General features: G+C 59.0%; 22 protein-coding genes. 12 read left to right on the top strand and 10 right to left on the bottom strand.

The features are described 5' to 3' along the window. Positions 1–3 precede the first annotated feature (3 nt). The 3 genes from WA922_RS09255 to WA922_RS09245 form a co-directional block, all read right to left on the bottom strand. Positions 4–777: a DUF1223 domain-containing protein gene (locus tag WA922_RS09255; protein WP_424771411.1), complete on the bottom strand. Its 774-nt coding sequence runs from the start codon at positions 775–777 to the stop codon at positions 4–6. Between the two features lie 253 nt (positions 778–1030). Continuing rightward, complete coding sequence (locus tag WA922_RS09250) at positions 1031–2020, bottom strand: agmatine deiminase family protein (RefSeq protein ID WP_424771410.1); 990 nt, start codon at positions 2018–2020, stop codon at positions 1031–1033. A 35-nt stretch (positions 2021–2055) separates the two neighbouring features. Continuing rightward, positions 2056–3726, bottom strand: coding sequence for a M28 family metallopeptidase (locus WA922_RS09245; RefSeq protein ID WP_424771409.1), 1671 nt, complete (start codon positions 3724–3726; stop codon positions 2056–2058). Positions 3727–3844: 118 nt separating this feature from the next. On the opposite strand from WA922_RS09245, the gene glnE reads away from it, so the two are divergent. The 6 genes from glnE to WA922_RS09215 all read left to right on the top strand — a co-directional run bounded on the left by glnE (position 3845) and on the right by WA922_RS09215 (position 11770). Continuing rightward, positions 3845–6580 carry a bifunctional [glutamate--ammonia ligase]-adenylyl-L-tyrosine phosphorylase/[glutamate--ammonia-ligase] adenylyltransferase gene (glnE, locus tag WA922_RS09240; RefSeq protein WP_424771408.1) on the top strand — a complete coding sequence of 912 codons (2736 nt, stop codon included), beginning with the start codon at positions 3845–3847 and terminating at the stop codon, positions 6578–6580. Continuing rightward, complete coding sequence (locus WA922_RS09235; RefSeq protein ID WP_424771407.1) at positions 6577–7050, top strand: peroxiredoxin; 474 nt, start codon at positions 6577–6579, stop codon at positions 7048–7050. Before glnE ends, WA922_RS09235 begins: the two co-directional genes overlap by 4 nt. A 40-nt stretch (positions 7051–7090) precedes the next feature. Beyond that, positions 7091–7942, top strand: coding sequence for a ferritin-like domain-containing protein (locus tag WA922_RS09230; protein ID WP_424771406.1), 852 nt, complete (start codon positions 7091–7093; stop codon positions 7940–7942). Between the two features lie 68 nt (positions 7943–8010). Beyond that, positions 8011–8748 carry a M23 family metallopeptidase gene (locus tag WA922_RS09225; RefSeq protein WP_424771405.1) on the top strand — a complete coding sequence of 246 codons (738 nt, stop codon included), beginning with the start codon at positions 8011–8013 and terminating at the stop codon, positions 8746–8748. A 184-nt stretch (positions 8749–8932) separates the two neighbouring features. Continuing rightward, a complete protein-coding gene (locus WA922_RS09220) occupies positions 8933–10459 on the top strand; it encodes an acyl-CoA synthetase (RefSeq protein ID WP_424771404.1) in 1527 nt (508 codons plus the stop codon). A 3-nt stretch (positions 10460–10462) separates the two neighbouring features. Further along, positions 10463–11770, top strand: a complete 1308-nt coding sequence (locus tag WA922_RS09215) for a cytochrome P450 (RefSeq protein ID WP_424771403.1) — start codon at positions 10463–10465, stop codon at positions 11768–11770. A 430-nt stretch (positions 11771–12200) separates the two neighbouring features. Here the strand turns inward: WA922_RS09215 and galU are convergent, their stop codons facing one another. Further along, positions 12201–13106, bottom strand: coding sequence for a UTP--glucose-1-phosphate uridylyltransferase GalU (galU, locus tag WA922_RS09210; RefSeq protein WP_424771402.1), 906 nt, complete (start codon positions 13104–13106; stop codon positions 12201–12203). A 115-nt stretch (positions 13107–13221) separates the two neighbouring features. On the opposite strand from galU, the gene murA reads away from it, so the two are divergent. Continuing rightward, a complete protein-coding gene (gene murA, locus WA922_RS09205) occupies positions 13222–14505 on the top strand; it encodes a UDP-N-acetylglucosamine 1-carboxyvinyltransferase (protein WP_424771401.1) in 1284 nt (427 codons plus the stop codon). Here murA and WA922_RS09200 read toward each other — a convergent pair. From WA922_RS09200 to WA922_RS09190, 3 genes are all read right to left on the bottom strand, one after another. Continuing rightward, a complete protein-coding gene (locus WA922_RS09200) occupies positions 14502–14759 on the bottom strand; it encodes a ribbon-helix-helix domain-containing protein (protein WP_424771400.1) in 258 nt (85 codons plus the stop codon). The genes murA and WA922_RS09200 overlap by 4 nt on opposite strands. Positions 14760–14769: 10 nt before the next feature. Further along, positions 14770–15492 (bottom strand): acetoacetyl-CoA reductase, encoded by a 723-nt coding sequence (gene phbB, locus WA922_RS09195; protein ID WP_424771399.1) that lies wholly within the window; start codon positions 15490–15492, stop codon positions 14770–14772. A 156-nt stretch (positions 15493–15648) separates the two neighbouring features. Then, a complete protein-coding gene (locus WA922_RS09190) occupies positions 15649–16401 on the bottom strand; it encodes a hypothetical protein (protein WP_424771398.1) in 753 nt (250 codons plus the stop codon). A 418-nt stretch (positions 16402–16819) separates the two neighbouring features. On the opposite strand from WA922_RS09190, the gene WA922_RS09185 reads away from it, so the two are divergent. From WA922_RS09185 to holA, 4 genes are all read left to right on the top strand, one after another. Further along, a complete protein-coding gene (locus WA922_RS09185; RefSeq protein WP_424771397.1) occupies positions 16820–17269 on the top strand; it encodes a DUF3576 domain-containing protein in 450 nt (149 codons plus the stop codon). Positions 17270–17337: 68 nt separating this feature from the next. Beyond that, entirely contained in the window at positions 17338–19866 is a 2529-nt protein-coding gene (gene leuS / locus WA922_RS09180) for a leucine--tRNA ligase (RefSeq protein ID WP_424771396.1), read from the top strand. Next, a complete protein-coding gene (gene lptE, locus WA922_RS09175; protein ID WP_424771395.1) occupies positions 19866–20366 on the top strand; it encodes an LPS assembly lipoprotein LptE in 501 nt (166 codons plus the stop codon). The genes leuS and lptE overlap by 1 nt, the downstream gene beginning before the upstream one ends. Continuing rightward, entirely contained in the window at positions 20363–21412 is a 1050-nt protein-coding gene (gene holA / locus WA922_RS09170) for a DNA polymerase III subunit delta (RefSeq protein WP_424771394.1), read from the top strand. The genes lptE and holA overlap by 4 nt, the downstream gene beginning before the upstream one ends. Positions 21413–21459: 47 nt before the next feature. On the opposite strand, the gene WA922_RS09165 is transcribed toward holA, so the two are convergent. From WA922_RS09165 to WA922_RS09155, 3 genes are read right to left on the bottom strand one after another with little or no spacing between them, the layout of a single operon-like run. Then, positions 21460–22023, bottom strand: coding sequence for an LptA/OstA family protein (locus WA922_RS09165; protein ID WP_424771393.1), 564 nt, complete (start codon positions 22021–22023; stop codon positions 21460–21462). Continuing rightward, positions 22020–22688, bottom strand: coding sequence for an LPS export ABC transporter periplasmic protein LptC (locus tag WA922_RS09160; RefSeq protein ID WP_424771392.1), 669 nt, complete (start codon positions 22686–22688; stop codon positions 22020–22022). The genes WA922_RS09165 and WA922_RS09160 overlap by 4 nt, the downstream gene beginning before the upstream one ends. 24 nt (positions 22689–22712) lie before the next feature. Continuing rightward, positions 22713–23330 (bottom strand): ribonuclease D, encoded by a 618-nt coding sequence (locus tag WA922_RS09155; protein ID WP_424771391.1) that lies wholly within the window; start codon positions 23328–23330, stop codon positions 22713–22715. Between the two features lie 79 nt (positions 23331–23409). On the opposite strand from WA922_RS09155, the gene ung reads away from it, so the two are divergent. Beyond that, complete coding sequence (gene ung, locus WA922_RS09150) at positions 23410–24120, top strand: uracil-DNA glycosylase (protein ID WP_424771439.1); 711 nt, start codon at positions 23410–23412, stop codon at positions 24118–24120. Positions 24121–24342 lie beyond the last annotated feature (222 nt).

Here is a 24342-nt window from a genome sequence, read left to right as displayed (position 1 = left end):
TATTCAGCCAAGCACAGTTCCCGCCAGAATCGCCCCAGCGGCGGGCTTTCGCAGGATAATGGCATAGGTGTCTGCGCCTGCTACGTCCAATTGATCCGCTGTAATAGTGAACGCGCGGCGGGCCTGTGCGGATGCCGGTATGCGCGTCTCACTGCGGACAACATTGGTATAGCTGACCGAACGCCCGCCATTTTCGCCGCGCCCGATGGCGACCGTTTCATGCGAGGATAATGCGACCAGCATCAGCTCGCTTGCGCCCGGTACTGCGCCGCTCACGCGTACCGAATATCCGCCACTGCCGGTTGCGGTTACGGCCAGAACCGGGCGGGTTTTCATCGCGGCATCGCGGGCCAGCGCGCTGACGCTGCGGGCGTTTGATCCCACCGCGCCGTGGCGGCCATTGACGATGATCTGCGGCGTGTAGACGCCCGCGCCTTCATTGCCCCGGCGGGCATAGGCGCGCTGTAAATCAGTATTGGCCGCGCGGGCGAGCGTGTCGGTCCAGCCGAGCCGGTCCCAATAGGTGACCGGGCGCGTGATAACCAACAGCGCAGGATCGCTGGCCAGTTGCGCGGCCAATCGATCGGCGGGCGGGCAGGATGAGCAGCCCTGGCTGGTAAACAGTTCGAGCACCACAGGCGCTTTGGCAGTTGCCAGCGGTGCGGCTTTGCCCGTTGCCGTCAATGGTCCTCTCTGTGTGGTCTGGCCGAGCGGATTGACCGCGAAGAACGTGACAGCGGCCAGCCCCAAACCTGCAAAAATGATGGTGGTTTTCAAAATCCGGATCCCGTGAAACAGATGGTTTCATGGATATTCGCGCGCGGGCCGCAAAACGTTACGCCGCAAAATTTCAGGATCAGAACGGCATGACTGCGCCGGCGAGCATCAACGATCCGGCGCAAATGCTCACCACAGCGATCCGGGCGCTTTCGACAAGCCTGGCGCGGTTGGCCGCAAAGGTGCGCAATTTGTGCATACCGCCCTTGTCGGATTAAAACGTAAACGAAACGTTAAGCGTCTGCGCGACCGCTTACATGCCCGCTTTGGCGCAGGGCATGTGCTGGCTGGCACAGTGAAACCCCCCGCCCCCCGCCAGCACGGCATCGGCGGCAAGCCCGATAGTATTGCGATCTGGAAAGAGCGCCCCGATCGCGGCAACCGCTTCTGTATCATTTGCGCAGCCAAAGGTGGGCACCGCCACCAGATGCGATGTTACCGCAAAATTGGCATAGCTGGCCGGTTCGATGGTTCCATCACGCATGATCAGGCCAGGTGACGGTATGTCAGCGAGCGCAACACCTGCCGCCACCGCCCGGTGACGCGCATCGTCATAGATGGCGCGATTGGGATCATCTCCGCCGGATGGCACAGCCAAAGCCAGCCGATTTGGCGCAACGAACCGTGCCAGATTATCGACATGGCCATCGGTGTGGTCATTGACCAGACCCTCGCCAAGCCAGAGTATGCGATCAAAACCCAGATCCGACTGCAAATTCTCCTCGATCTGATCGCGGCACAGCTGCGGATTGCGATTGGGGTTGAGCAGACATTGCTCGGTCGTCACCACCAGACCGGTGCCATCGCCGTCAATCGCGCCGCCTTCCAGCACCCAGTCATGCGTGTCCACCCCCAGCCCCGCATCGCGCGCTATGTCTGCGCCAATCTCGGTATCGCCGGGCATCTGATATTTACCGCCCCAGCCATTGAAGCCAAACCGTACGGCGCGGCGGGTCTGCCCGTCAGTCACGATCAGCGGACCTGTATCACGCAGCCAGATATCGCCATAGCTGCGTGTGTCCAGAGTAACCGCATCGCTGACCAGTTCCGCTGCACGCGCATGGTTGGCCGCATCACGCACCAGCAAGCGCACGTCTTGCCCGCTATTCGCAACAGCATTGGCAAAGGCGGCAATCTGCTCCTGCGCGCGGGCAAGATAGCCCGGCCATTCATCACCATCATGCGGAAAACCGACCCATATCCAGTCCTGCGGTGCCCATTCGGGCGGCACGGTGAAAGTCATGGATCGGCGTTTCCGGTCAGAGTGTCGGTCAGGTTTCAGCAACCGGTTTGGGAGGCGGCACAGCTTTCATCGCGCGTCGCTTTAAACTCGTCGCCTTCCACCCAGTTGGGCCAGCTCGTGCTGTTCGCCAGCATCCGGCCCAGGCGGTAAAACAATTGCAGATCGGCCATCACACCGCTCCAGTCCCAATCTTCGCTGAACTCGTCTTTCGGCCCGTGATAACGGTTTTCGCGGTAATCCTTCGATACCGCTTCACCCGCTTCGCGCCCGCCATCGACCAGATCTTCGCCGCCATCAACATACAGCATCGGTACGCCGCGCTTGGCGAAGGCGAAATGGTCCGACCGGTAATAATAGCCTGCTTCGGGAGACGGGTTGGGGGTTGCCACCCGGCCATCGTCTTCCAGCGCCTTGGTCAGGAAATCATCAAGCCGTGATTTGCCCGGGCCGACGACCGTCACATCCCTCGATGTGCCCGCAATCAGAAAGGCGTCCATGTTTATTCCGCCTACGGTCTGCGCCAGCGGGAAAACCGGATTGGCGGCATAATAATCCGCGCCGAGCAGCCCTTGCTCCTCTGCCGTCACCGCCAGGAAAACCAGGCTTCGTGCGGGCGCGCCCGCCTTCACATGCGCTTCTGCCAAGGCCACCAGAGCTGCGGTGCCGGTGGCATTATCGACCGCACCATTGCAAATATCATCGCCATCGGGCGCCGGGGTGCAGCGGCCCAGGTGATCCCAGTGGGCGGTGTGAATGACATATTCATCAGCCCGTTCGCTGCCTGGCAGAATGCCGATGACGTTCTGCGACTGGTAGGACCGCATATCATTGGCAAAGCGGGTCCCCGCGGTCAGACCAAGCGGGACCGGCGTGAAGCTTTCCTCTCTCGCCGCAGCGGAAAGCGTGGCCAGATCCTGTCCGGCAGCTTCCAGAATTTGCGCCGCCACCCCTTTTTGCAGCCAGCCATTCATAATCGTCAGCGGGGGGGCATTGTCACCGCGCTGGGCATAGGCTTGCGGACCGGACCAGCTGCTTTCGACCACGTTCCAGCCATAGGATGCGGGGTCCGTATCGTGAACAATCAGTGCAGCCGCTGCGCCCTGACGCGCCGCTTCTTCATATTTATAGGTCCAGCGCCCGTAATATGTCATCGCCTTGCCGTTAAACGGTCCCTCGAGGCTTTCGGTGCCAAAATCGGGATCATTGACGAGAATGACGGCGGTCTTGCCCGTCATGTCGATGCCTTCATAATCATTCCAGCCGCGTTCGGGCGCGTTGATGCCGTAGCCGACAAACACCAGCTCGCTATCGGCCAGAATGGTCTGCGCCTCTTCACGGTAACTGACCCCGACCCAATCTTTGCCAAAATCAAAGCTGAGATCAATGCCGTCCCCCCTCACCGCCAAGGGCGCAAAATCCTTGCCGGTAATCTCCACCAGCGGCACTTGCTGGACCCAGCTTTCCCCATTGCCCGGCTGCAGGCCCGCTTGCGCAAAGCGTTCGATCAGCAAGGCGACGGTTTTCTCCTCGCCGATGGTGCCCGGCATCCGTCCCTCAAATTCATCGAGCGACAATGTCCGCGTAATATCGACCATTGTATCCTGCGAGATTTCGCCCGGTTCCACATCGGGAATGTCAAGCTCGGCAGCCGGGGTACAGGCGCCCAGCGCGATCATGGCGGTTGCAGCAATCAGTGTGCGGATCATATCGATGTCCTAACAGTCGGGCGAGCCATCAGCATGGCTGGCAAAAACGGAAATGCGGGAAAAGGCCTCATGGCAAAGCCTCATTGCAAAGGAAGCCGATCGGGGCAAGAGTATAGCGATGGTAAGCAGCACAACAGACGGCGATTGGCCAGAAGGAGATTGGCAATCGGCCTTGGCGCGGGCGCAGAGCCATTCGCCTTTTTTGCGCGGCGCGCTGGCCCGGCAGCCTGAACTGGCGGCGCTGCTGGCAGAGGGAAACAGCGATGCCGCCCTCGCATTGGCCCTGATTGCGGGCGAGGGAACCAGCGACACCGGCATGGCATTGCGGCGCGAGAAGCTGGCGCTGGGTACCGTGCTGGCGATTGGTGATCTGGCCGGCGCCTATCCGGTCGATTTTGTCATGCAGCATCTGTCCGACTTTGCCGACCGGGCGCTGCACACAGCCATCGCCGCAGTGATCGCCAGGCGAGTGCCCGATAGTGCGCCTGCCGGTCTGATCGGGATTGCACTGGGCAAACACGGCGCGGGCGAGCTCAATTACAGCTCTGATATCGATCCGATATTGCTGTATGATCCCGATACGTTGCCCCGCCGGGCGCGCGACGAGCCGGGTGATGCCGCCCAGCGTTATGCGCGGCAGATTGTTCAGCTGCTGTCCGATGTAACAGCGCAGGGGTATGTTTTCCGTGTCGATCTGCGGCTACGGCCTGCATCCGAAGTGAGCCCGCTCGCCATTTCCACGCCCACCGCATTGTCGCATTATGAATCCTCTGCGCTGGCATGGGAGCGCGCTGCATTCATTCGCGCGCGCGCGGCAGCAGGTGACATTCCGGCGGGGGAAGCGTTTCTCGATGCAATCACGCCATTTGTCTGGCGGCGCAGCCTCGATTTCGGCGCTATTGACGAGATCACCCGCCTGACTATGCGCATAAGGGAGGCCTATCAGGGGCCGCTGGTCCCGTTTCCGGAGTATAATCTCAAGCAAGGCCGGGGCGGGATTCGCGAAACAGAATTTTACGCGCAGACGCATCAGCTGATACATGGCGGGCGCGATCCGTCTCTGCGGTCCCGCCGCACGCGTCAGGCGCTGGATGCGCTTGCCGCTTCGGCGATAATCGATCCTGAAGATGCGACTGCTTTGGGGGATGCATATGATGCGCTGCGCGTGATCGAACACCGGCTGCAAATGGTCAATGATCACCAGACGCATAGCCTGCCGGGGGGTGCCGCCTTGGATAATGTGGCGGCGCTGAGCGGCTATCGAGACAGCGCCGCGCTGCTGGCACATCTTGAAAGTATAACCTGCCAGGTCGCGCAGCGATTCGACCGGCTGATAGATGCACAGCCGCCGTCCGGGGCCGCTGCGTCAGCCGCGCAAGGCAGCACTGTGTTGCAGCGCATCAGCCAGCTGGGCCTTGCGGAACCGCACGCCCTGACGGCGCGAATTGCCGGATGGACAGACGGACATATCCGCGCGCTGAAAAGCAGTGCTGCCGTGGCCGCGTTCGAAGCGATTTTACCTGCGCTTCTCGATGCTTTGGCCGCTGCGCCCGATCCGCAGCGGGCAGTGGTGCGGTGGGAGGATTTTCTGCGGCGGACATCCAGCGCGGTCAATCTGTTCCGTCTGCTGGAGGCGCGGCCGGGATTGTTCGACCAGTTGATCCGTATTCTCACCCTGGCGGACCCGCTGGCCGATGATCTGGTCGCGCGGTCGGAACTGTTCGATACGCTGGTCGATCAAAGCGCGCTGGCATTGCCTGACACGCCCGCCGCGGTGGCCGGCAGTATGCTGCGCCCTGATCTGGGACATGATTATGAGCGCACTCTTGACCGCATCCGTATCGTCACGGGTGAAATCCGCTTTGCGCTGGGCGTGCAATTGATCGAGGCTGTGCATGATCCGCTGGACATTGCCGCCGGCCTGTCGCGATTGGCTGAAGCGGCCATGCTGGCAGCGGCGTCCTCCGCGACAGAGGAATTTGCTTCGGTTCACGGCGCCATACCGGGCAGCGAGCTGGCCATTGTCGGTTTGGGCCGTCTGGGCGGCGGCGCGCTGACGCATAGTTCCGATCTCGATATCATCTATCTTTTCAGCGGGGCGTTCGATGCGGTGTCAGATGGTCAGCGGCCTCTGGGTGCGACGCTCTATTACAACCGGCTTGCCCAGCGGATCAGCGCGGCGCTGAGCGTGCCGACCGCGCAGGGCGCGCTGTACGAGGTGGATACACGGCTCCGCCCGCAGGGTGCGCAGGGTCCGCTGGCGGTCAGCATAGACAGCTTTGCCAAATATCAGCGCGAGGATGCGTGGACATGGGAACATATGGCGCTGAGCAGAGCGCGGGTGATGACGGGGTCGCCCGCAATCCGGGCCGAACTGGACCGGACCATTGCGGATATTCTGCGCATCGCGCGCGATGGTGATGCATTGCACGCGCGCATCCTCGCAATGCGCAATCAGATGGCACAGCACAAAACCCCAAAAGGTCCGCTGGATGTCAAGCTGCTGCGCGGCGGGCTCGTCGATCTGGAATTTATGGTCCATTACCTCCAGCTTAAAACGCACACTGGCCTGGTGCCTGATCTGGGCCGGGCGACGCGCGCTCTGGCGGGCGAAGGATTGCTGCCTGATGCGCTGGTTCACGCTCATGATGTGATGACCCGGTTCCTCGTCGCGGCGCGCCTGCTTGCGCCTGGCCTGGAAATGCCCGTATCACACACAGCCGCGGCGCAATTGGCGAAATCCGCCGGATGCCGGGACCCAAATGCGCTTTCAGACGTGTTAACAGCCATACGGCGTGATGTGGCGGAGTGCTGGCAGCAGGTCTTTGGCGAGATATTGGAGATAGACAGATGACCACACCTCTCGAAGCCGGAAACGCGGTGCCCGACATTGCGATGGAAACCCCCGATGGCGGCCAGGTGACGCCATCCGATTTTGCCGGGCGCAAGCTGGTCCTGTTTTTCTACCCCAAAGACAATACGCCCGGCTGCACCAATGAAGCAAAAGACTTCTCCGCACTGAAAGCCGATTTCGAATCAGCTGGCACCGATATTCTGGGGATCAGCAAGTGTTCACCAAAGAAACATCTGAACTTTATCGCCAAGCATGATCTGACCGTCCGCTTGGCGACGGACGGGCAAGAGAACGGCCTGTCTGATGCGCTGGGGATTTGGACCGAGAAACAGATGTACGGCAAAACCTATATGGGCATGGTCCGCACCACGGTGCTGGTCAGCAGAAATGGCATTATCGCGCAGGTGTGGAACAAGGTGAAAGTGAAAGGGCACGCAGAAGAGGTGCTTGCCGCTGCGCAGACCCTCTAGCAAATTCGCGCTTTAGCAAACAGGCGCTATAATCCACCGCGTGAGCACACCGTTACCCTCCCTTAGCGCAGCCATCGCCGCTGCGCTGCTGACCGCTGACCCGCGCGCCAAGACAATGGCGGCGCGCGATGCGGCGCGTGACTGGCGGCTGGGCCGGTTGGCATTGACTTTCGATACGCCCATGCCGGACAGGCCCGCCTGGCCCGATGCGCCGCAGTTGCGTGACCCGCGCGATATGCCGCGACGAACAATGGGGCGCGGTAAGGGCGGGGCGGAAAAAGGGCGGATCGCGCTGTGGCACGCGCTGGCGCATATAGAATTTGTCGCGATTGATCTGGCGCTGGATATGGCTGGCCGGTTTGGCGCGCAGATGGGGCGTGAGTTTGTATCTGACTTCATGGCGGTTGCGGCGGATGAGGCGATGCATTTTGCCTTGCTTGACCGGAAATTGCGCCGGATGGGCAGCCATTACGGCGCGCTGCCTGCCCATGCCGGATTGTGGGAAACGGCCGCGCGCACATCGCATGATGTCGCGGCACGGCTGGCTATCGTGCCGATGGTGCTTGAAGCGCGCGGGCTGGATGTCACGCCTGCAATGCTGGAGAGGGTTCGTGCCCAAGGCGACAGTGGCGGCGCGAAAATTCTGGAGAGGATACTTGACGATGAAATTCGTCACGTCGCCATCGGAACCAAACATTTTATCGCGCATTGTGAAAATTCGGATTGTGAAGATTCGGAAAGATTACCGGGCGATTTACCGCAATCACCGCAAGAACGCTGGAAATCCCTGGTCAGAGAGCATTTTCGCGGAGGGCTTAAGGCCCCTTTTAACGACTCGGCGCGTCTCGCAGCCGGTTTGTCGCGAGACTTCTATGACAGCCTTGCTTCATAAATGTTTCGGAACGTAACCACATAATCAACGAACACGGGCCGGCACCTACACTTCCGGTTAGTTCAATAATGCTCCTCGCGGATATTGGTTCCGTAACCAAGGGAAACTTTGTGGTTGTATCGACTTTGAAACGCGGTTTTGCCGCCGCCGTTCTCGCTCTCGCCGGTTTTACAACCGTTGCTGCGGCACCTGCTCTCGCCAATACCAGCGCCTCTACTGCTGATGTAGCCGCCCCGGTCCGCGATGCGCAGGCAACCACGATCACTGGCGGAGATGCTCAGTTTAGCGAATTGTTCGCCCGGTGGGAAGCGTTGGACGGGGAAGACGAGATCGCACCGGCACCCACCGCTGCGGTGTCCATCCCTTCGCGCATGCCGCTCAACAGCGCGCGCCTTTCCAGTGGATACGGTATGCGGACTCACCCGGTTCTGGGCGGACGCCGGGGTCACAACGGTATCGACCTGGCGGCCCCAACCGGCACACCGGTATATGCGACCGCTGACGGTGTGGTGAGCCGGGCAAACCGCTTCAGCAGTTATGGCCTGTATATTTCCATCGAACATGGTGCCCAGTTGCAAACGCGGTTTGCGCATCTGTCCCGTCTGGCTGTTGCAGCCGGTGACGAAGTGAAAAAGGGCGATGTGATCGGCTATGTCGGTTCGACCGGCCGCTCTACCGGACCGCATCTGCATTATGAAGTGCGGGTTGATGGCCGCGCGGTAAATCCCATGCCCTATATGGCAGAAACCGAAGCGCAGAAAGCTTTCGCGCTCACCGCTTCTCAAAATGGACGCGGCGGCCAATAATTTTGATCTTACGGCATCCCGTTCAATAGGAGCTCTGGCAGATATAAGAAGACATCGGAGAGGGTGTCTGATTTTTGAAACGGCGGTCACCGGCCAATCGGTGACCGCCGTTTTTTATTATCCTTTGGTTTTTGCTTGCCGATCGGGACTGCGTGAATAGGGTGACGCCGAGAGAGGAATCCCCATGCACCCGATCCAGTTCGCTGAAAGCCGCCCCGATCATCCCGCGATCATCATGGCAGGGAGCGGGGAAACCGTCAGTTACCGGGCATTGGACGAAGCGGCCAACCGGCTTGCTCACTGGCTGCGCGCGCAGGGCCTGAAGGACGGTGATGCCTTTGGCGTGCTGATGCAGAACAATGCGCGCTATCACGAAGTGTATTGGGCATCACAGCGCGCCGGGACCGTGCTGGTACCGATATCGACACACCTGACCGCCAGTGAAATCGCATATATTCTCAGTGACAGCGATGCGAAGCTGTTGATCACGACACCGAAATTTGATGCCATCGTCGCCGATCTTCCGGTGGCGAGTGCGGATTTGCCCGCTCTTACATTTGGCGCAGGCGGCGAAGAGGCTCTTGCCGCCATGCCCGCACACCCGATTGCCGATCAGAGCGTTGGCCGCGTTATGCTCTATAGCTCGGGCACGACCGGCCGGCCCAAAGGCATTTTACCCGCGCCGCCCGAAGACCCTGATGTTAAAGCGCCCAGCCCGTTAATGGGTCTGGCGACTATGGGTTTCGGAATAAAAGCCGATGGCAGCGCCCGCTATCTCTCACCCGCGCCGCTCTATCATGCCGCGCCGCTTGGCTGGTCGAGCGCGATCCACCGATTGGGCGGTACGGTGGTGATTATGGAGAAGTTTGATCCCGAAGATGCGTTGGCCGCGATCGAAAAATACCGGATCAATTGCAGCCAGTGGGTGCCAACCCATTTCGTGCGGATGCTCAAACTGCCAGCTGATGCGCGCAGCCAGTATGATCTGTCTTCGCATGAATGCGCCATCCATGCTGCCGCGCCGTGTCCGGCGGACATCAAGCGCGCGATGATTGCGTGGTGGGGCCCGATTATTTTTGAATATTATGCAGGCAGCGAAGGCAACGGCATGACCCTGTGCAGCAGTGCCGATTGGGTCACGCATCAGGGGTCTGTCGGGCGCGCCATCTTGGGCATTATCCATGTCTGCGATGATGATGGCAATGAAATGCCCGTGGGCAAAGAGGGGGTGATTTTCTTCGAAAGCCCCTATCCGTTTCAGTACCACAAAGACGATGCAAAGACCAAAGAGGCCACGCACCCCAAGGGCTGGACGACTTTGGGCGATATCGGGAAGCTGGATTCTGACGGGTTCCTCTATCTCACGGACCGGCGCAGCAATATGATCATTTCCGGCGGAGTGAATATCTACCCGCAGGAAGTCGAGAATCTGCTGGTCAGTCATGACAAGGTCATGGATGCCGCAGTTATCGGCGCGCCATGCCCCGAAATGGGCGAACAAGTCGTTGCCGTGGTGCAGCCGGTGTCAATGGATGATGCAGGGGACGCTTTGCAGGCGGAGCTGACCGGATATTTGTCGGGCGTGCTCGGACGGCTGAAAATGCCCAGGATTTTCGACTTCCGCGCCGCGTTACCGCGCGAAGCCAATGGCAAGCTCTATAAACGTAAATTGAAGGACGAGTATCAGCAGGCCGCACGGCAGGAGGGGTAGCCAATGCGTGATGTTCCCACCATTCAGGGTGATCTGGCCCGCGCGGTGACAGACCCGGCCGCCTATGCCGATTGGGACACTCTGCTCGACACGTTCGACCATATTCGTGCCGCGGCGCCGGTGGTGAAGGTTCTGCCCGATACAGACGGCGTGTTCGATCCGTTCTGGCTGGTCACCGGCTATGATGATGTGATGCGGATTTCGAAGGATAATCAGACCTTCCTCAACAATCCGCGCGCGGTGGTATTTTCACTTGCCGAGGGGATCGAATTTGCCAGGCAGATGACTGGCGGCAGCCCGCATATGGTCGCCAGCCTGGTCACATTCGACGCGCCGATCCACATGAAATACCGCAAGCTGACGCAGGAATGGTTCATGCCCAAGAGCCTGCGTTCGGTGGAGGATGCGATCCGCGCATTGGCACAGGCCACAGTCGGGCGGCTGATTGATGCGGTACAGAACAACGCGGCCGAGGTGGATTTCGTACCGCTGGTGTCGGCCCCCTATCCGCTGCATGTGGTGATGCAGATCATGGGCGTGCCGGAAGAAGACGAGCCGCGCATGCTGATGCTGACCCAGCAAATGTTTGGCGGGCAGGATGAAGATCTCAACCAGTCAGGCATGAAAGATATGACGGCGGAGCAGATCACTCAACTGGTCGCCGGTGCGGTCAAGGATTTTGAAGCCTATTTTGCGGCGATCACCGCAGAAAAACGCGCGCGCCCCACCGGCGATGTCGCCAGCACTATCGCCAATGCCACCGTTGACGGCCAGCCGCTGAATGACCGCGATATGATGGGCTATTACATCATTCTGGCAGCGGCCGGGCATGACACCACCTCCGCCTCGACAGCGGGCGCGATGCTGGCTCTGGCGCGCGATCCGGAGCAGTTCGCGCGGGTAAAGGCGGACCGGTCATTGCTCGCCGGGATTGTCGAGGAAGCGATCCGCTGGACCAGCCCCGTGCAGCATTTCATGCGCACTGCGGCACAGGATGTGGAGATTGGCGGGCAGCGGATTGCGAAGGGCGACTGGCTGATGATCAATTATGTCGCGGCCAATCATGATCCATCGCATTTCAGCGATCCGCGCACTTTCGATGCGGCCCGATCCCCCAACCGGCATTTGGCGTTTGGCGCGGGCGGGCATCAATGCCTCGGCCTGCATCTGGCGCGGCTGGAAATGCGCATATTGTTCGACGTTCTGCTCGACCGGATTGCCGCGATTGAACTGGCGGGTGAACCAGCGCGGTCAAAATCAACCTTTGTCGGCGGGCTGAAGACGTTGCCCTTGAAAATAACGCCCTCGTAAACGGCCCGTTACGAGCAGCAACCGGCATCATCATCCGGCGGGCCCGTGCTGCGTGTCGGCGGCTCCAGCGGCGCTGCTCGGCGCGTGCTGCGACCACTCGCTTCACACCATATTTTGCCGGATCAACAGGCACTGACCGCCACAGCCGGGTGCCGGACTGATGCTGCGCTCGGCTATAATCCAAACCTTCCCTCGCGGCAGTATCGGCATATTTCCTACAATGTGAAGCTGCGCTAACATGGCGGCGCTCTTTCTCATTGCCGGTCTTACCCTGTCTGCTTGCGCAACGGGCTGTCGCAAGCCGCCTAAGGTCACATATGCCCACGGTAAAGGTCACAGCGTAATGCGGCCATTCGCCATTATATCACTGAAAATACGGTGGAAAATGGCAAATGTCGCAGCGTCAAAAAACCGCCTGACCGTCCCTTTCCTACTCAGCGTCCAACAGCCGCTGCGCCATTGCGCGGACGTCGGCGCCCATATCACCGCGCTCCAGTGCGAGCGCCAACGTCGCCTCGACAAAGCCCAGCTTGCTGCCGCAATCGAAGCGGCGGCCCTGGAATGTGACGGCGTTGAACGGCTGGGTGCCGATCATTTTGGCCATCGCATCGGTCAGCTGGATCTCTCCGCCTGCGCCCTTGCCCTGGGTTTCCAGTGTCCGCATCACTTCTGGTTGCAGAATATAGCGGCCCGATACGATCTTGTTGGACGGGGCCTGATCCACAGGCGGTTTTTCAACGAGGCCCTTCACTTCGGTGAGCGAGCCTGACGCTTTGCCCGGATCAATTACGCCGTAACTGCTGACTTCCTCATGCGGCACTTCCAGCACGCTGATCAAATTGCCGCCAACCTCATTATAGGCGTCGACCATTTGCTTCATGCAGCCCGTTCCGCCGCCTTTCTGGGCGACCATCAATTCATCGGGCAGCAGAATCGCGAACGGTTCATCGCCCACAATCGCGCGGGCGCACCAGATCGCATGGCCAAGGCCGAGCGGCACTTGCTGGCGCACGGTAATGATATCGCCCGGCGTGGCGCGGGTCGGATCGAGCACTGACATATCCTTGTCCCGCTCGTTCATTGTGGCTTCGAGTTCGAACGCGACGTCGAAATGTTCGACAATCGCGGTCTTGCCCCGGCCCGTGACGAAGATGATCTGCTCAATCCCCGCCTCGCGCGCTTCGTCCACCGCATATTGGATCAGCGGGCGGTCCACGATGGGCAGCAATTCCTTGGGGATCGCTTTGGTCGCGGGCAGAAAACGCGTGCCAAGCCCCGCAACGGGAAAGACGGCTTTCTTGATGGGTTTATGCTGTGTGGGTGTGTGTTGGGTCATGGGATCCCTGGTTAAAGCGCGGATTGCCATCCGGTCAACTGCCGCAAACCTATTTCGATTGGGTTACCTGCAGGGTTGGTATTGCCCTGACCGCGATTCTGGCTAAACCACCGCGATGGATAAAATCGTAATTCACGGCGGAAAACGCCTATCGGGCAGTATCCCCATCTCCGGCGCGAAAAACTCTGCGCTGACATTGATACCGTGTGCGTTGTTGACCGAAGAACCGCTGACATTGCGCAATTTGCCGCGTTTGGCCGATATTGACGGATTCCAGCATTTGATGACGCAATTCGGTGTGTCCACTGGCATTCGCGGCAACCGGCCGGAGGAATTTGGCCGGGTGGTCACCTATGAAGCAGCCCGGCTGACCTCGACTGTCGCGCCATATGATCTAGTCCGTAAAATGCGCGCCTCAATATTGGTGCTCGGCCCGATGCTGGCGCGGGCGGGAGAGGCGACAGTGTCGCTGCCAGGAGGCTGCGCGATTGGAAACCGGCCGATTGATCTGCATTTGAAAGTGCTCGAAGCGATCGGAGCTGAGATCGAACTGGCAGCTGGCTATGTCCGTGCCCGCGCCCCGGACGGCGGTTTGACCGGCGGTGATTTTACGTTCCCGGTCGTGTCAGTGGGGGCGACAGAGAATGCGCTGATGACCGCCGCCTTGGCCAATGGGACAACGCGGCTGACCAATGCGGCGCGCGAGCCGGAGATTGTCGATCTGTGCAATTTGCTTGTCGCGATGGGTGCAGAGATCGAAAATATCGGTAGCTCGGACGTAATCATTCACGGGGTGAAGACACTGAACGGGGCAACCTATAAAGTGATGGCCGACCGGATAGAGGCCGGCTCTTATGCATGTGCCGCAGCCATCACCGGGGGTGAGGTACGGCTGGAAGGCGCGAATGCAGATGATATGAGCTCAACCTTGCAGGCGCTACGGTCGATCGGTGTGGAGGTGGAGAGCGATAAACACGGCGTGACTGTCGCTGCCAATGGCCCGCTGAAAGCCACCGATCTCACTACGGCACCCTTTCCCGGCCTCGCCACCGATATGCAGGCGCAATTGATGGCTTTGCTGTGCAAGGCAGAGGGCACCAGCGTGCTCAACGAAACGATTTTCGAAAACCGTTTCATGCACGTGCCGGAACTGAACCGGATGAGCGCAAATATCGAAACCAATGGCCGCACCGCGATAGTGCGCGGGGTGCAAAAGCTGACCGGGGCAGAAGTGATGGCGACCGATTTGCGCGCCTCAATGAGTCTGGTGATAGCGGGACTGGCTGCAGAGGGTGAGACACAAGTGCGCCGCCTGTATCACCTGGATCGTGGCTATGAGAGGCTGGAGGAAAAGCTGCAGCTGGCCGGTGCTGATGTCGAGCGCGTGGGTGACGATTAAAACTGACCGAGCCGGTCCACCAACCACACCCGGATCGCGCTGGCAAGGCCCGGCGGAGTGTCGGCCTTGATCCGTTCTGCATCGATGCGCGCGACGAGTGCGTTAATCGGCACACCCTGTGTTTCAGCCGCATTCTTGAGCATATCCCAAAACACAGGCTCCAGACTGATCGAGGTTTTGTGCCGCGCAATCTGTACCGAGCGTTTCACCGGCGGGTGATAGGGCGGTGTGGTTGGCGGATCGCTGTCAGGCATCAGCTGCGTCTTAATACATGTGCTGTCCGCCATTAATGCTCATGGTTGAACCGGTCACAAAACCGGCATCTTCCGAACATAAGAAGGCTACGCTACGGGCGATTTCGCTAGCCTGACCCAGACGGCCGACAGGGATCTTCGCAACGATCTTCTCGAGCACTTCTTCGGGGACAGCAGCGACCATATCCGTATCGATATAACCTGGCGCGATAGCATTTACCGTCACACCGAATTTCGCGCCTTCCTGTGCGAGCGCCTTGGTAAAGCCGTGAATGCCCGATTTGGCGGCGGCATAATTTACTTGGCCGTATTGACCGGCCTGACCGTTGATTGAACCGATATTGACAATCCGGCCCCATTTGCGGTCACGCATCCCGCCAAAGCAGGCCTTCGCCATGTTGAAGCATCCGCCCAGATTGATCCGCATCACCTCGTTCCAGTCGTCAAAGCTCATCCGGTGCATGGTCCCATCGCGCGTGATACCGGCATTATTGACGACGACATCGACCGGGCCGATCTCTTCGGTCACTGCCGCGCATCCGGCGAGGCATGCATCATGATCGCCAACATCCCATTTGTAAGCGACGATGCCGGTTTCGGCAGTGAAAGCGCGGGCTTTTTCATCATTGCCGCCATAATTGGCCACAACAGTGAAACCGTCATCCTTCAAATGTTCGCACACTGCGCGCCCGATCCCGCGCGTGCCGCCTGTAACAATTGCTACCCGTGTCATAAAATCCTCGCTTCAATTACTGCATACCGGCAGTTCCCTTACGGCATTGCGAGTGAGGCGGGAAGTCTTGCCGTGAATCCAGCGAGCCGGCTCATACCTATTTATGTGGCTACGAATTTAAGAGCAGGGCAAGAATAAGGTGTAATTGCCAGCGTTTTAGAAGCGGAACTGCGTTCCGACGTAAACCGCCTGGCTATCCTGGACCGAATCGGTCAACGGGTCCAGCCGGTCGCGATCCTGCGACAAACGCACACCTGCTGTGACATCCAGGTTCTTAGTCACTCGATATGCACCGCCAACATCAACCGATTGTTCGCCCAAAGCATCCAAAGTGCGCGGGGCACGGCCGGTTTTTTCTTCCGCCTCCAACGCGATTCGCGGCTGGAAGCGGTTTGGTTTGCGTTCTGCTGTTCCGGTTACCGGTTTGAAATCGGACAAATCGGGCATCGATATATCACCGATTGCGGAGGAGCGTATTGCGCCTGACATCGATGGTTTGTCCGGCCCGCCCAATTGGGTCGTGAACCCTTGATAGCCGCGCGCCACACCCAGATTATACCGGGTCGGTGCAACCGCTATTGCGCGCGGTACTGCATTACCGCGAGCAGAAGACACAGCAGGCCGCACAGAGATCGCTTGAGCCGTTTCATCATCGATGCGGATCGCGACAGTGACAGTACGATTGCCCGCACTAACCGATTTTGCAGGAGTAAAGCCCAAATTCAGACCTTTATCCCGCATTGTTTTCTGCACCCGTTGGGCAAGCAGTGGATCCACACCGGCAGGCGTAAATGTTCCCAGACCCGTAATTTCCGGCGGCATCAGGGACAGAGCATTGCCGCCCAAGGCAAGACCTGCGCTCGGCAGAGCGAAGGCAACCGCAATTGCCGCGCCCAGCGCGGTTACCACTTTTCGCTTATTTGTAAGACGGGCCGGATTTACCATCGATACTCTGTCTTGCCTTTGTTTGCGCCGATTGTCTTACTGTGCATTGAAGCGTAATCTGCATGAACAGTCACTGACCATTTTTTGACCGCCGATCACTGATGTACGATTGTGAACCCCGCTTGACCAGCTTTTCCACATCATGCCGCCGTTACGGCACGCGACTGTTGCACTGTTCCCACAGATACCCACCACGGGAGGCAGCGAAAATGTGGATGTTCACATCGACATCAGCATGCAATTAAGCAGTCATTCACGGCCGATGGCGTGCTATGGCTTGCTGCTTTGCTGTGTCTGGCTATAGAGATAACCGAGTAGCAACAGGCGGGCCAATGCCAGGCCACTATGCCGGACATGAAGAATAAAGCGATCTGGAACGATTATGACTCTACGTGCGACCCCAAATTCACTTTCCCGGTTGCTGATTGGCACCGCTGCTGTGTCGATGCTGGCTGGCTGCGGGGGCAGTGACCGCCCTACCTCTGATCTCGCCGCAGCGCAGGTCACCACCATCGGCGTCAATTCCTACCTCTGGCGGGCATCGCTCGACACGGTCAGCTTTGCGCCCCTTCTTCAGGCGGATAGTGCAGGAGGCGTAATTGTCACCGCCTGGTACGCCAACCCGACCAATCCGGGCGAACGTGTGAAAATGACCGTAACCATTCTCGATCAGGATTTGCGGGCTGATGCGTTGCGGGTCGCCGCGAGCCGCCAAGTGGCTCAGGGCGGCGGCTGGGTCGATGCGCCGGTACAGGCTGCAACGGTCCAGAAACTGGAAGGAATCATCCTGACCAAAGCACGCGAACTCCGCCGCCAGTCACTGTCCAGCTAAACCGCTTTGCCTGACCGGGTGCCGGTATCTGGCGCGTTATTTTTTCTGATTTTCCGATAGGCCCGATCATGAGTGATACTGGTTTCAATGCCCGCTTTGAGCCAGGGCGGGCTGACACGCGCTGGCAACGGGCGTGGGACGAGGCCGGATGCTTTGTGGCCGATTCGGGCAGCCCGAAGCCGAAAAGCTACGTATTGGAAATGTTCCCCTATCCGTCGGGGCGGATCCATATCGGGCATGTCCGCAATTACACGATGGGCGACGTGCTGGCGCGCTATAAGAAAATGCGCGGGCATGAGGTACTGCATCCAATGGGCTGGGATGCGTTCGGGATGCCGGCAGAAAATGCCGCGATGGAAAATAACGTCCATCCCGGCGGTTGGACGCGGGACAATATTGCCAATATGAAAGCGCAATTGAAGCGGATCGGCTTTGCGCTGGACTGGACGCGCGAATTTGCGACCTGCGATCCGGAATATTACGGTCACGAGCAAGCATTGTTCATCGATCTGTTTAATGCCGGGCTCGTCTACCGCAAAGAAAGCGAAGTAAACTGGGACCCGGTCGATAACACCGTGCTCGCCAATGAGCAGGTGATTGACGGTAAGGGCTGGCGGTCCGGCGCGGTGGTCGAAAAGCGAAAATTGTCGCAATGGTTCCTGAAAATTACCGACTTTGCCGATGAATTATTGGACGGCCTTGGCGACTTGGAAGACTGGCCTGACAAAGTCCGCCTGATGCAGGAAAACTGGATTGGGAAATCGCAAGGTCTGCGGTTCCGTTTTGCCGTGACTGGTGATCGGGAGATTGCCGTCTATTCCACACGGCCTGACACAATTTTTGGCGCAAGTTTCGTCGCGGTTGCTGCAGATCACCCGATTGCGAAAGCAGTCGCGGCAGATAATCCCGAAGCACAGGCATTCATCGAAACATGCAAAGCGGGCGGAACGACTGCAGCCGAGCTGGAAACGGCCGAGAAGCTTGGGCTTGATACCGGTCTCAACGCCATCCACCCAATCACTGGCGGCGCTTTGCCCGTCTACATCGCGAATTTCGTGCTAATGGATTACGGTACTGGCGCAGTCATGGGCGTGCCCGCGCATGACCAGCGTGATTTCGAATTTTCGGCCAAATACGGCTTACCGATCCGGCGCGTTGTCGCGGATAATGATAGCGCAGCAGATGCCCCCGTTACAGAAGCTGCGACCGGTGATGGAGTTCTCGTCAATTCCGCCTTTCTCAACGGCAAAAGCGTGGATGAGGCGAAAGCGATGATCATCGCCCGTGCTGAAGACGAGCAATGGGGCGAGGGCCAGACGGTGTGGCGGCTGCGCGATTGGGGTGTTTCCCGCCAGCGTTATTGGGGCACACCGATCCCTTTTGTTCATTGCAGCGCATGCGGCGTGGTGCCTGCACCGAAAGAAAGCCTGCCGATTGAATTGCCCGAGGATGTCGATTTTCAGACGCCAGGCAATCCGCTGGTGCGCCACGAAACGTGGAAGCATGTCAGCTGCCCCAATTGCGGCGGCGCGGCGGAGAGGGAAACCGATACGCTGGATACATTTGTCGATTCCAGCTGGTATTTCCTGCGCTTTGCCAGCCAGCCTGACGATAAGCCGTTTGATGCAGAAGAAATCGCCAGATGGATGCCGGTCGAGCAATATATTGGCGGCATCGAACATGCGATATTGCACCTGCTCTATGCGCGGTTCTGGACGCGCGCCTTGTCGCATATTGGCCTGATTGAAGCCAGGGAACCGTTTGCCAGCCTGTTCACGCAAGGCATGGTGACGCACGAAACATATTCACGGCGTGACAATGGCCGCGAAACATATTTCACTCCGGGCGAGGTTGAGCGAGGCGGCGACAGGGCTATTCTGAAAGATGACGGGCAACCGGTCGACATTGGCCGCGTCATCAAAATGTCCAAATCGAAGAAGAATGTCGTCGATCCGGATACCATCATTGCCAATTATGGTGCGGATGCTGTGCGCTGGTTTATGTTGTCGGATAGCCCGCCGGAACGCGATCTTCCGTGGTCGGAGGCCGGTATTGAGGGGTGCTCGCGCTTCGTCCACCGCCTGTGGCGCTTATTTGGTCAGTTCGATGCGGCGTCACAGGGGCGCGACAAGGCGCTCGACCGCAAAACGCACCAGACCATTGCGGCGGTTGCCGGGGATATTGAAGCACTGTCTTTCAACAAAGCCGTGGCGCGGCTCTATGAATTAACCGGAGCGACCGAAAAAGCGGCGCCGTCCGAGAGCCGGAATGAAGCGATTCGTTCGATTCTGCTGATGGCATCCCCGATGATGCCGCATCTGGCCGAGGAAGCGTGGGCCAATCTTGGCGGCGAAGGCCTGATTGCGATGGCTGCATGGCCCGATGCTGATCCGGCGTTGCTCATCGATGATGAAGTGACGATTGCAGTCCAGCATAATGGCAAATTGCGCGACACTTTAACCGTGGCCAAAGGTCTGCAGAAGGGCGAAATGGAGGCACTGGCACTCGGCAGTGAGAAACTTATCCGCTCGATTGACGGGGCAGAAGTGCGCAAAGTGATTGTCGTTCCAGACAGATTGGTGAATATCGTTACCTGATGCGCACCGTTCTAGCCTTTCTCAGCCTGGTTATACTGTCTGGATGCGGTTTGCAGCCGCTATATTCTGGCGGCCCAAGCGGTACAGTTGCGCAGGGGCTGGGTGCGATAGATATTGCGCCGATCCCCGGACAGGCGGGCTGGCTGATGCGCAACGCCCTGCGCGACCGGATCGGTGTCGCGACCTCTGGCGAGACGAGGTATCGACTCGATGTCCGCCTTGATGACCGGCTGGAAGGGCTTGCTGTGCTGGGCGATGATACAATTGCCCGCGAACGCCGGATTTTACGCGCGCGGTATCAATTGGTCGACATCAGTGATGGAAGCATCATCCTTGATGCGACTGCTGGATCGGATGCGGGCATCGATGTGGTGTCGAGCGAATATGCCACTATTGCGGCGGAGCAGACCGCGCTGGAAAACCTTTCGCGCCAGGTCGCCGACCGGATCGTGACGCAAGTCTCGTTAACATTGCGTGCCACAGACCGCGACGGCGCGTGAAAGCGACGCAAAAGGATTTCGGCGCTGGCCGCGTCCCTCATGGCGCAAAATCCTGCCGCGTATTTTTCCTGTGCGGGCCCGACGAAGCGGGAGCCTCTGCGGCAGCGCGGTCTATCATTGCCGGGCTTCCCGATGCGGGAGAGGCTGTGGAATTGGCTGGACCGGACCTGCGCAGAGATCCTGTGCGGCTGAGCGATGAAGCGCGATCCTCCTCTCTGTTCGGCGATATGCGGCACATTCTGGTGCGGGCGACTGGCGATGAAGCCCATGATGCGGTCAAAAATCTGATCGAAGGTGCGGATTCGGGTGAGCCGGAGGCTTTCCCCGTAATAATCATCGCCACATCCGCGACCGATAAATCGCGCACGGCCAAGCTGATGGAAAAGCGCAGCGATGCAATGGTTGCGATGTTCTGGCCGCCAGATTTGCCATCGGTCACCGCTTCTGTGCGGACGATGGCCGATGCCGCCGGACTTCAACTCAATGGCGATATCGCCGAGCGGATCGCACGCGCGGCGGGGCTGGATGTGCGGCTCGCCCAATCCGAGGTTGAGAAGCTGGCGCTGTATCTTGATGCCTCGCCCGAAGCGCCTAAAGCGGTGGATATTGACGCGTTGGAGGCGATCGGAGCCAAGACCGAGGATGACGGTTTCATGCCGCTGGTAAATGCTGTTCTGTCGGGCGAGACGGGCAAATTACCGGGCGAACTGCGGCGGATGCATGAATTGTCGATCAATCCGGTCGGACTGTTGCTGGCGATGGAACGCCGCGCGGCGCAATTGGCGCAATTGTCAGCAAAAATCGGTCCGCATGGCGATATTGGCGGAACGATCCAGTCGGAAAAGCGCGCCCGGCGGATATTCTGGAAAGACGAACGCGACCTGTCTGTACAAATCCGGCGCTGGCGCGGGCGAAAGCTGGAGCGTTTGCTGGGCAAACTGACGGCCATGCACCGCGCATTGCTGAGCAACAGTCAATCTGCCGAACTGCTTTTGTCACAGGGCCTGACGGAAATAGCACGAGCCGCCGCCGCGAGACGAAACTAACCAATCTGGCTAATGCAATATTTTGCCTTAACCAAAATTAGGGATTATCAATTTTTGGGAACGGTAAAGGTGCCCGTCACACGCCCGCCAGATGATGATGTGCCTATGCTGTCATCGCCTGTGACAGAGGATGATCCTGACGCGCTGCCATCAACGCTGGAGACACCGCTTTGCAAGTCAATGACCAGGCGCCCACCATTCAGCGTGTCGCCGCCGCGCCGTAAGCGGACATTGCCCGCGAGCGTGATGATCCGCCGGTTAAAGTCATAAATCGCCGTGTCACCGCTGGCCGCTTCGTTGCCGCGCGTTACCTGGACACCGCCGGTCGCCGTAATGCGCTGAATCTGGAATGTGCCGACATCGGTATAGTTGATGATTGTGCGCGCTGCACGCAGCCGTAATCCGGCCTGCGTAATGTCGACATTGCCCGACAAGACGGCGCGTTTTTCGCGGTCCTGCAACTCGCTGCGATCGGCGGCGAAATTCACCGGTGCCTGCGAATTATGCGCGGCGATGGCCTGGGCTTGCAGCTGCATGCCGCCCATCGCAGCAAGCGTTATGACAAAGCCCAAACCGGCATGCTGGACGGCTTTTACAATTCTGGTTTTCATTGCGGCACTCCCAACCGGCCGGGGATCATACGTAGCTTGGTATCGCCTTCGAGGATAATATTCCGCGCGGAAAGATCAGCAGTCATCACATTGGCGGAAAAGGATCCTGCGTTGGATGATCCTTCTACACCGCCGCTGCCGACAATGCGTTTGGAATTAAGATCAACCGATACGCCGCGGGCAGTCAGAAAATATCCATCGGCTGCGGTTAATTTGACGGTGGACAATACCGTGATCACTTCGGAATTGATATCATACACGCCGCTATCGGTGGCGATCCTGCCCGGCCCTTCCGGCAGTAATATCCGTGCAACCAGATCCTGCATTCTCACCAAACCTTCGGCGCTTGATCGCTGGACCGCTTCACCTGCAGTGAGCGAAAATGGACGCCCAAGATCATCCTGCCCGCGATAAAGCGCATTATCAACGCGCAGCCGTTCATCGATAACCGCCACTTTATTACGATCGAGCAGAAAGCTGACCTCGCCGCGCGGTGAAAGCGGCGTGATAATCATTAAGGCCGCCAGAACGCCGACGCCCATCGGCAAGACCGCACCGAGAATTTTGACCAGCCGGTCGTGCGAACCACCCGGCACAGCAAATTGCTGCCGCGCGTTGCGCCGCTGCTTTGCCTGGTCGGTTTCGATCCGTCTTGCCTGGCCCATAGTGGGTGTCTCTATCCTGGGTGCTTAAGCGTGGCTGAAAATATCAAGTTCGGCCCAGCCAGCGATATCAAGCCGCGCGCGAGTGGGCAGGAAATCGAAACACGCCTGCGCCATATCCGTTCGCCCTTCGCGCTCAAGCCGCACCTGCATCACATCATGCAGACGGTGTAGATAACGGACGTCCGATGCCGCATAATCGCGCTGCGCATCATTGATTTCAGGCGCACCCCAATCTGAACTCTGCTGCGCTTTGGAAATTTCCCCGCCAAGCAGTTCGACGACAAGATTTTTCAGGCCATGCCGATCGGTGTATGTGCGCGTCAGCTTGCTGGCGATCTTGGTGCAGAATACCGGACTGGCTTCAACGCCAAGATAATATTCTATTGCCGCAAGATCGAACCGTGCAAAATGGTACAGCTTTGTCCGCGCCGGATCAGCCAGCACGGCCTTCAGGTTCGGCGCATCATAGGCGCTGCCGACTTTGAAGCGCACCAGATGTTCATCGCCCTGACCATCGCTGATCTGCACCACGCACAGCCTGTCGCGGGCGGTAATCAAGCCCATTGTTTCTGTGTCAACCGCTACCGGGCCCGGCGCCAATACGCCTTCGGGTAGATCTTCTTCATGGAAAAATACTGACATGTCCTATCCCTTAGGCGGGTTGGGGATGGAGGGAAAGGGGTGGCTGGTCGATGGCCAGATTGCGCGGTACCATCTCGCCATGAAGAACGATGCCCAAGCAGACGCAGTCCCCGAAAGTTGGCGGTCAGCGTTGACGCCGGTTCTGAAAAGCAGCGCAGCGCGCAAGCTGGGCGGATTTTTGTCGGCCCAGGAAGCGGCGGGCACGTCGGTATATCCCCCGCGTGGACAGCGATTGCGCGCTTTGGAACTGACACCGCTCGGATCGGTAAAAGCCGTGATTCTGGGGCAGGATCCATATCATGGGCCCGGTCAGGCGCATGGCTTGAGCTTCTCTGTACCCGAAGGGGTAAAAATACCGCCTTCACTGGCCAATATTTACAAGGAGTTGGCTAGCGATCTGAATATGCCGATTCCGCGTCATGGCAATCTGGAGGCCTGGGCCAGAGAAGGCGTGTTGCTGCTCAACACCGCGCTGACCGTTGAAGCGCATAAGGCCGCAAGCCACGCGGGCAAGGGCTGGGAACACATTACCGATGCGATCATCGCGGCAGTGGCGGCGCGAGAGGCGCCCACGGTGTTCATTCTATGGGGCAGTCACGCGCAGAAGAAAGCGGATATAATCTCCGGTTTGGCCATGCACACGCAGCATCTGATACTCAAAGGGCCGCATCCCAGCCCGTTATCGGCCTATCGCGGCTTTTTCGGCTCACGCCCGTTCAGTGCAGCCAATATATTTCTTGAAAGACATGGCAGGGGCGCCATTGATTGGCGGCTGTCGTCTGCTGGATAGTCCGGGGTCGAGGCCTCGTCGGCTAAATCTCGGTGCTTAGCAATTGCGTTTTCGGCCCGCTGCGCGCGGCCAATTTTCCAGCCGCGAGATCAGCGGCACGATAAACGATCGGGATTTCGGGTAAGAGCAACCCGTAATGCGGCTCGAAGGCACTGCGGCCTCTACCGCATTGGCATTACCGGTTGCGTCCTGCACTGGTTTTCGATGCCGATTGTTTAGCAC

This window comes from Pontixanthobacter sp. (assembly GCF_049682855.1).
GTDB lineage: Bacteria > Pseudomonadota > Alphaproteobacteria > Sphingomonadales > Sphingomonadaceae > Pontixanthobacter.
This window is presented reverse-complemented; position numbering and strand designations above follow the sequence as displayed.

Excerpts from the sequence above, each read along its gene's own strand:
- WA922_RS09235 (WP_424771407.1), top strand. The coding sequence starts at position 6,577 with ATGACCACACCTCTCGAAGCCGGAAACGCGGTGCCCGACATTGCGATG.
- phbB (WP_424771399.1), bottom strand. The coding sequence starts at position 15,492 with ATGACACGGGTAGCAATTGTTACAGGCGGCACGCGCGGGATCGGGCGC.
- WA922_RS09250 (WP_424771410.1), bottom strand. The coding sequence starts at position 2,020 with ATGACTTTCACCGTGCCGCCCGAATGGGCACCGCAGGACTGGATATGG.
- glnE (WP_424771408.1), top strand. The coding sequence starts at position 3,845 with ATGGTAAGCAGCACAACAGACGGCGATTGGCCAGAAGGAGATTGGCAA.
- WA922_RS09200 (WP_424771400.1), bottom strand. The coding sequence starts at position 14,759 with ATGCCTGACAGCGATCCGCCAACCACACCGCCCTATCACCCGCCGGTG.
- WA922_RS09245 (WP_424771409.1), bottom strand. The coding sequence starts at position 3,726 with ATGATCCGCACACTGATTGCTGCAACCGCCATGATCGCGCTGGGCGCC.
- lptE (WP_424771395.1), top strand. The coding sequence starts at position 19,866 with ATGCGCACCGTTCTAGCCTTTCTCAGCCTGGTTATACTGTCTGGATGC.
- WA922_RS09185 (WP_424771397.1), top strand. The coding sequence starts at position 16,820 with ATGACTCTACGTGCGACCCCAAATTCACTTTCCCGGTTGCTGATTGGC.
- WA922_RS09225 (WP_424771405.1), top strand. The coding sequence starts at position 8,011 with ATGCTCCTCGCGGATATTGGTTCCGTAACCAAGGGAAACTTTGTGGTT.
- ung (WP_424771439.1), top strand. The coding sequence starts at position 23,410 with ATGAAGAACGATGCCCAAGCAGACGCAGTCCCCGAAAGTTGGCGGTCA.
- WA922_RS09165 (WP_424771393.1), bottom strand. The coding sequence starts at position 22,023 with ATGAAAACCAGAATTGTAAAAGCCGTCCAGCATGCCGGTTTGGGCTTT.
- WA922_RS09215 (WP_424771403.1), top strand. The coding sequence starts at position 10,463 with ATGCGTGATGTTCCCACCATTCAGGGTGATCTGGCCCGCGCGGTGACA.
- galU (WP_424771402.1), bottom strand. The coding sequence starts at position 13,106 with ATGACCCAACACACACCCACACAGCATAAACCCATCAAGAAAGCCGTC.
- murA (WP_424771401.1), top strand. The coding sequence starts at position 13,222 with ATGGATAAAATCGTAATTCACGGCGGAAAACGCCTATCGGGCAGTATC.
- WA922_RS09220 (WP_424771404.1), top strand. The coding sequence starts at position 8,933 with ATGCACCCGATCCAGTTCGCTGAAAGCCGCCCCGATCATCCCGCGATC.
- WA922_RS09155 (WP_424771391.1), bottom strand. The coding sequence starts at position 23,330 with ATGTCAGTATTTTTCCATGAAGAAGATCTACCCGAAGGCGTATTGGCG.
- WA922_RS09160 (WP_424771392.1), bottom strand. The coding sequence starts at position 22,688 with ATGGGCCAGGCAAGACGGATCGAAACCGACCAGGCAAAGCAGCGGCGC.
- leuS (WP_424771396.1), top strand. The coding sequence starts at position 17,338 with ATGAGTGATACTGGTTTCAATGCCCGCTTTGAGCCAGGGCGGGCTGAC.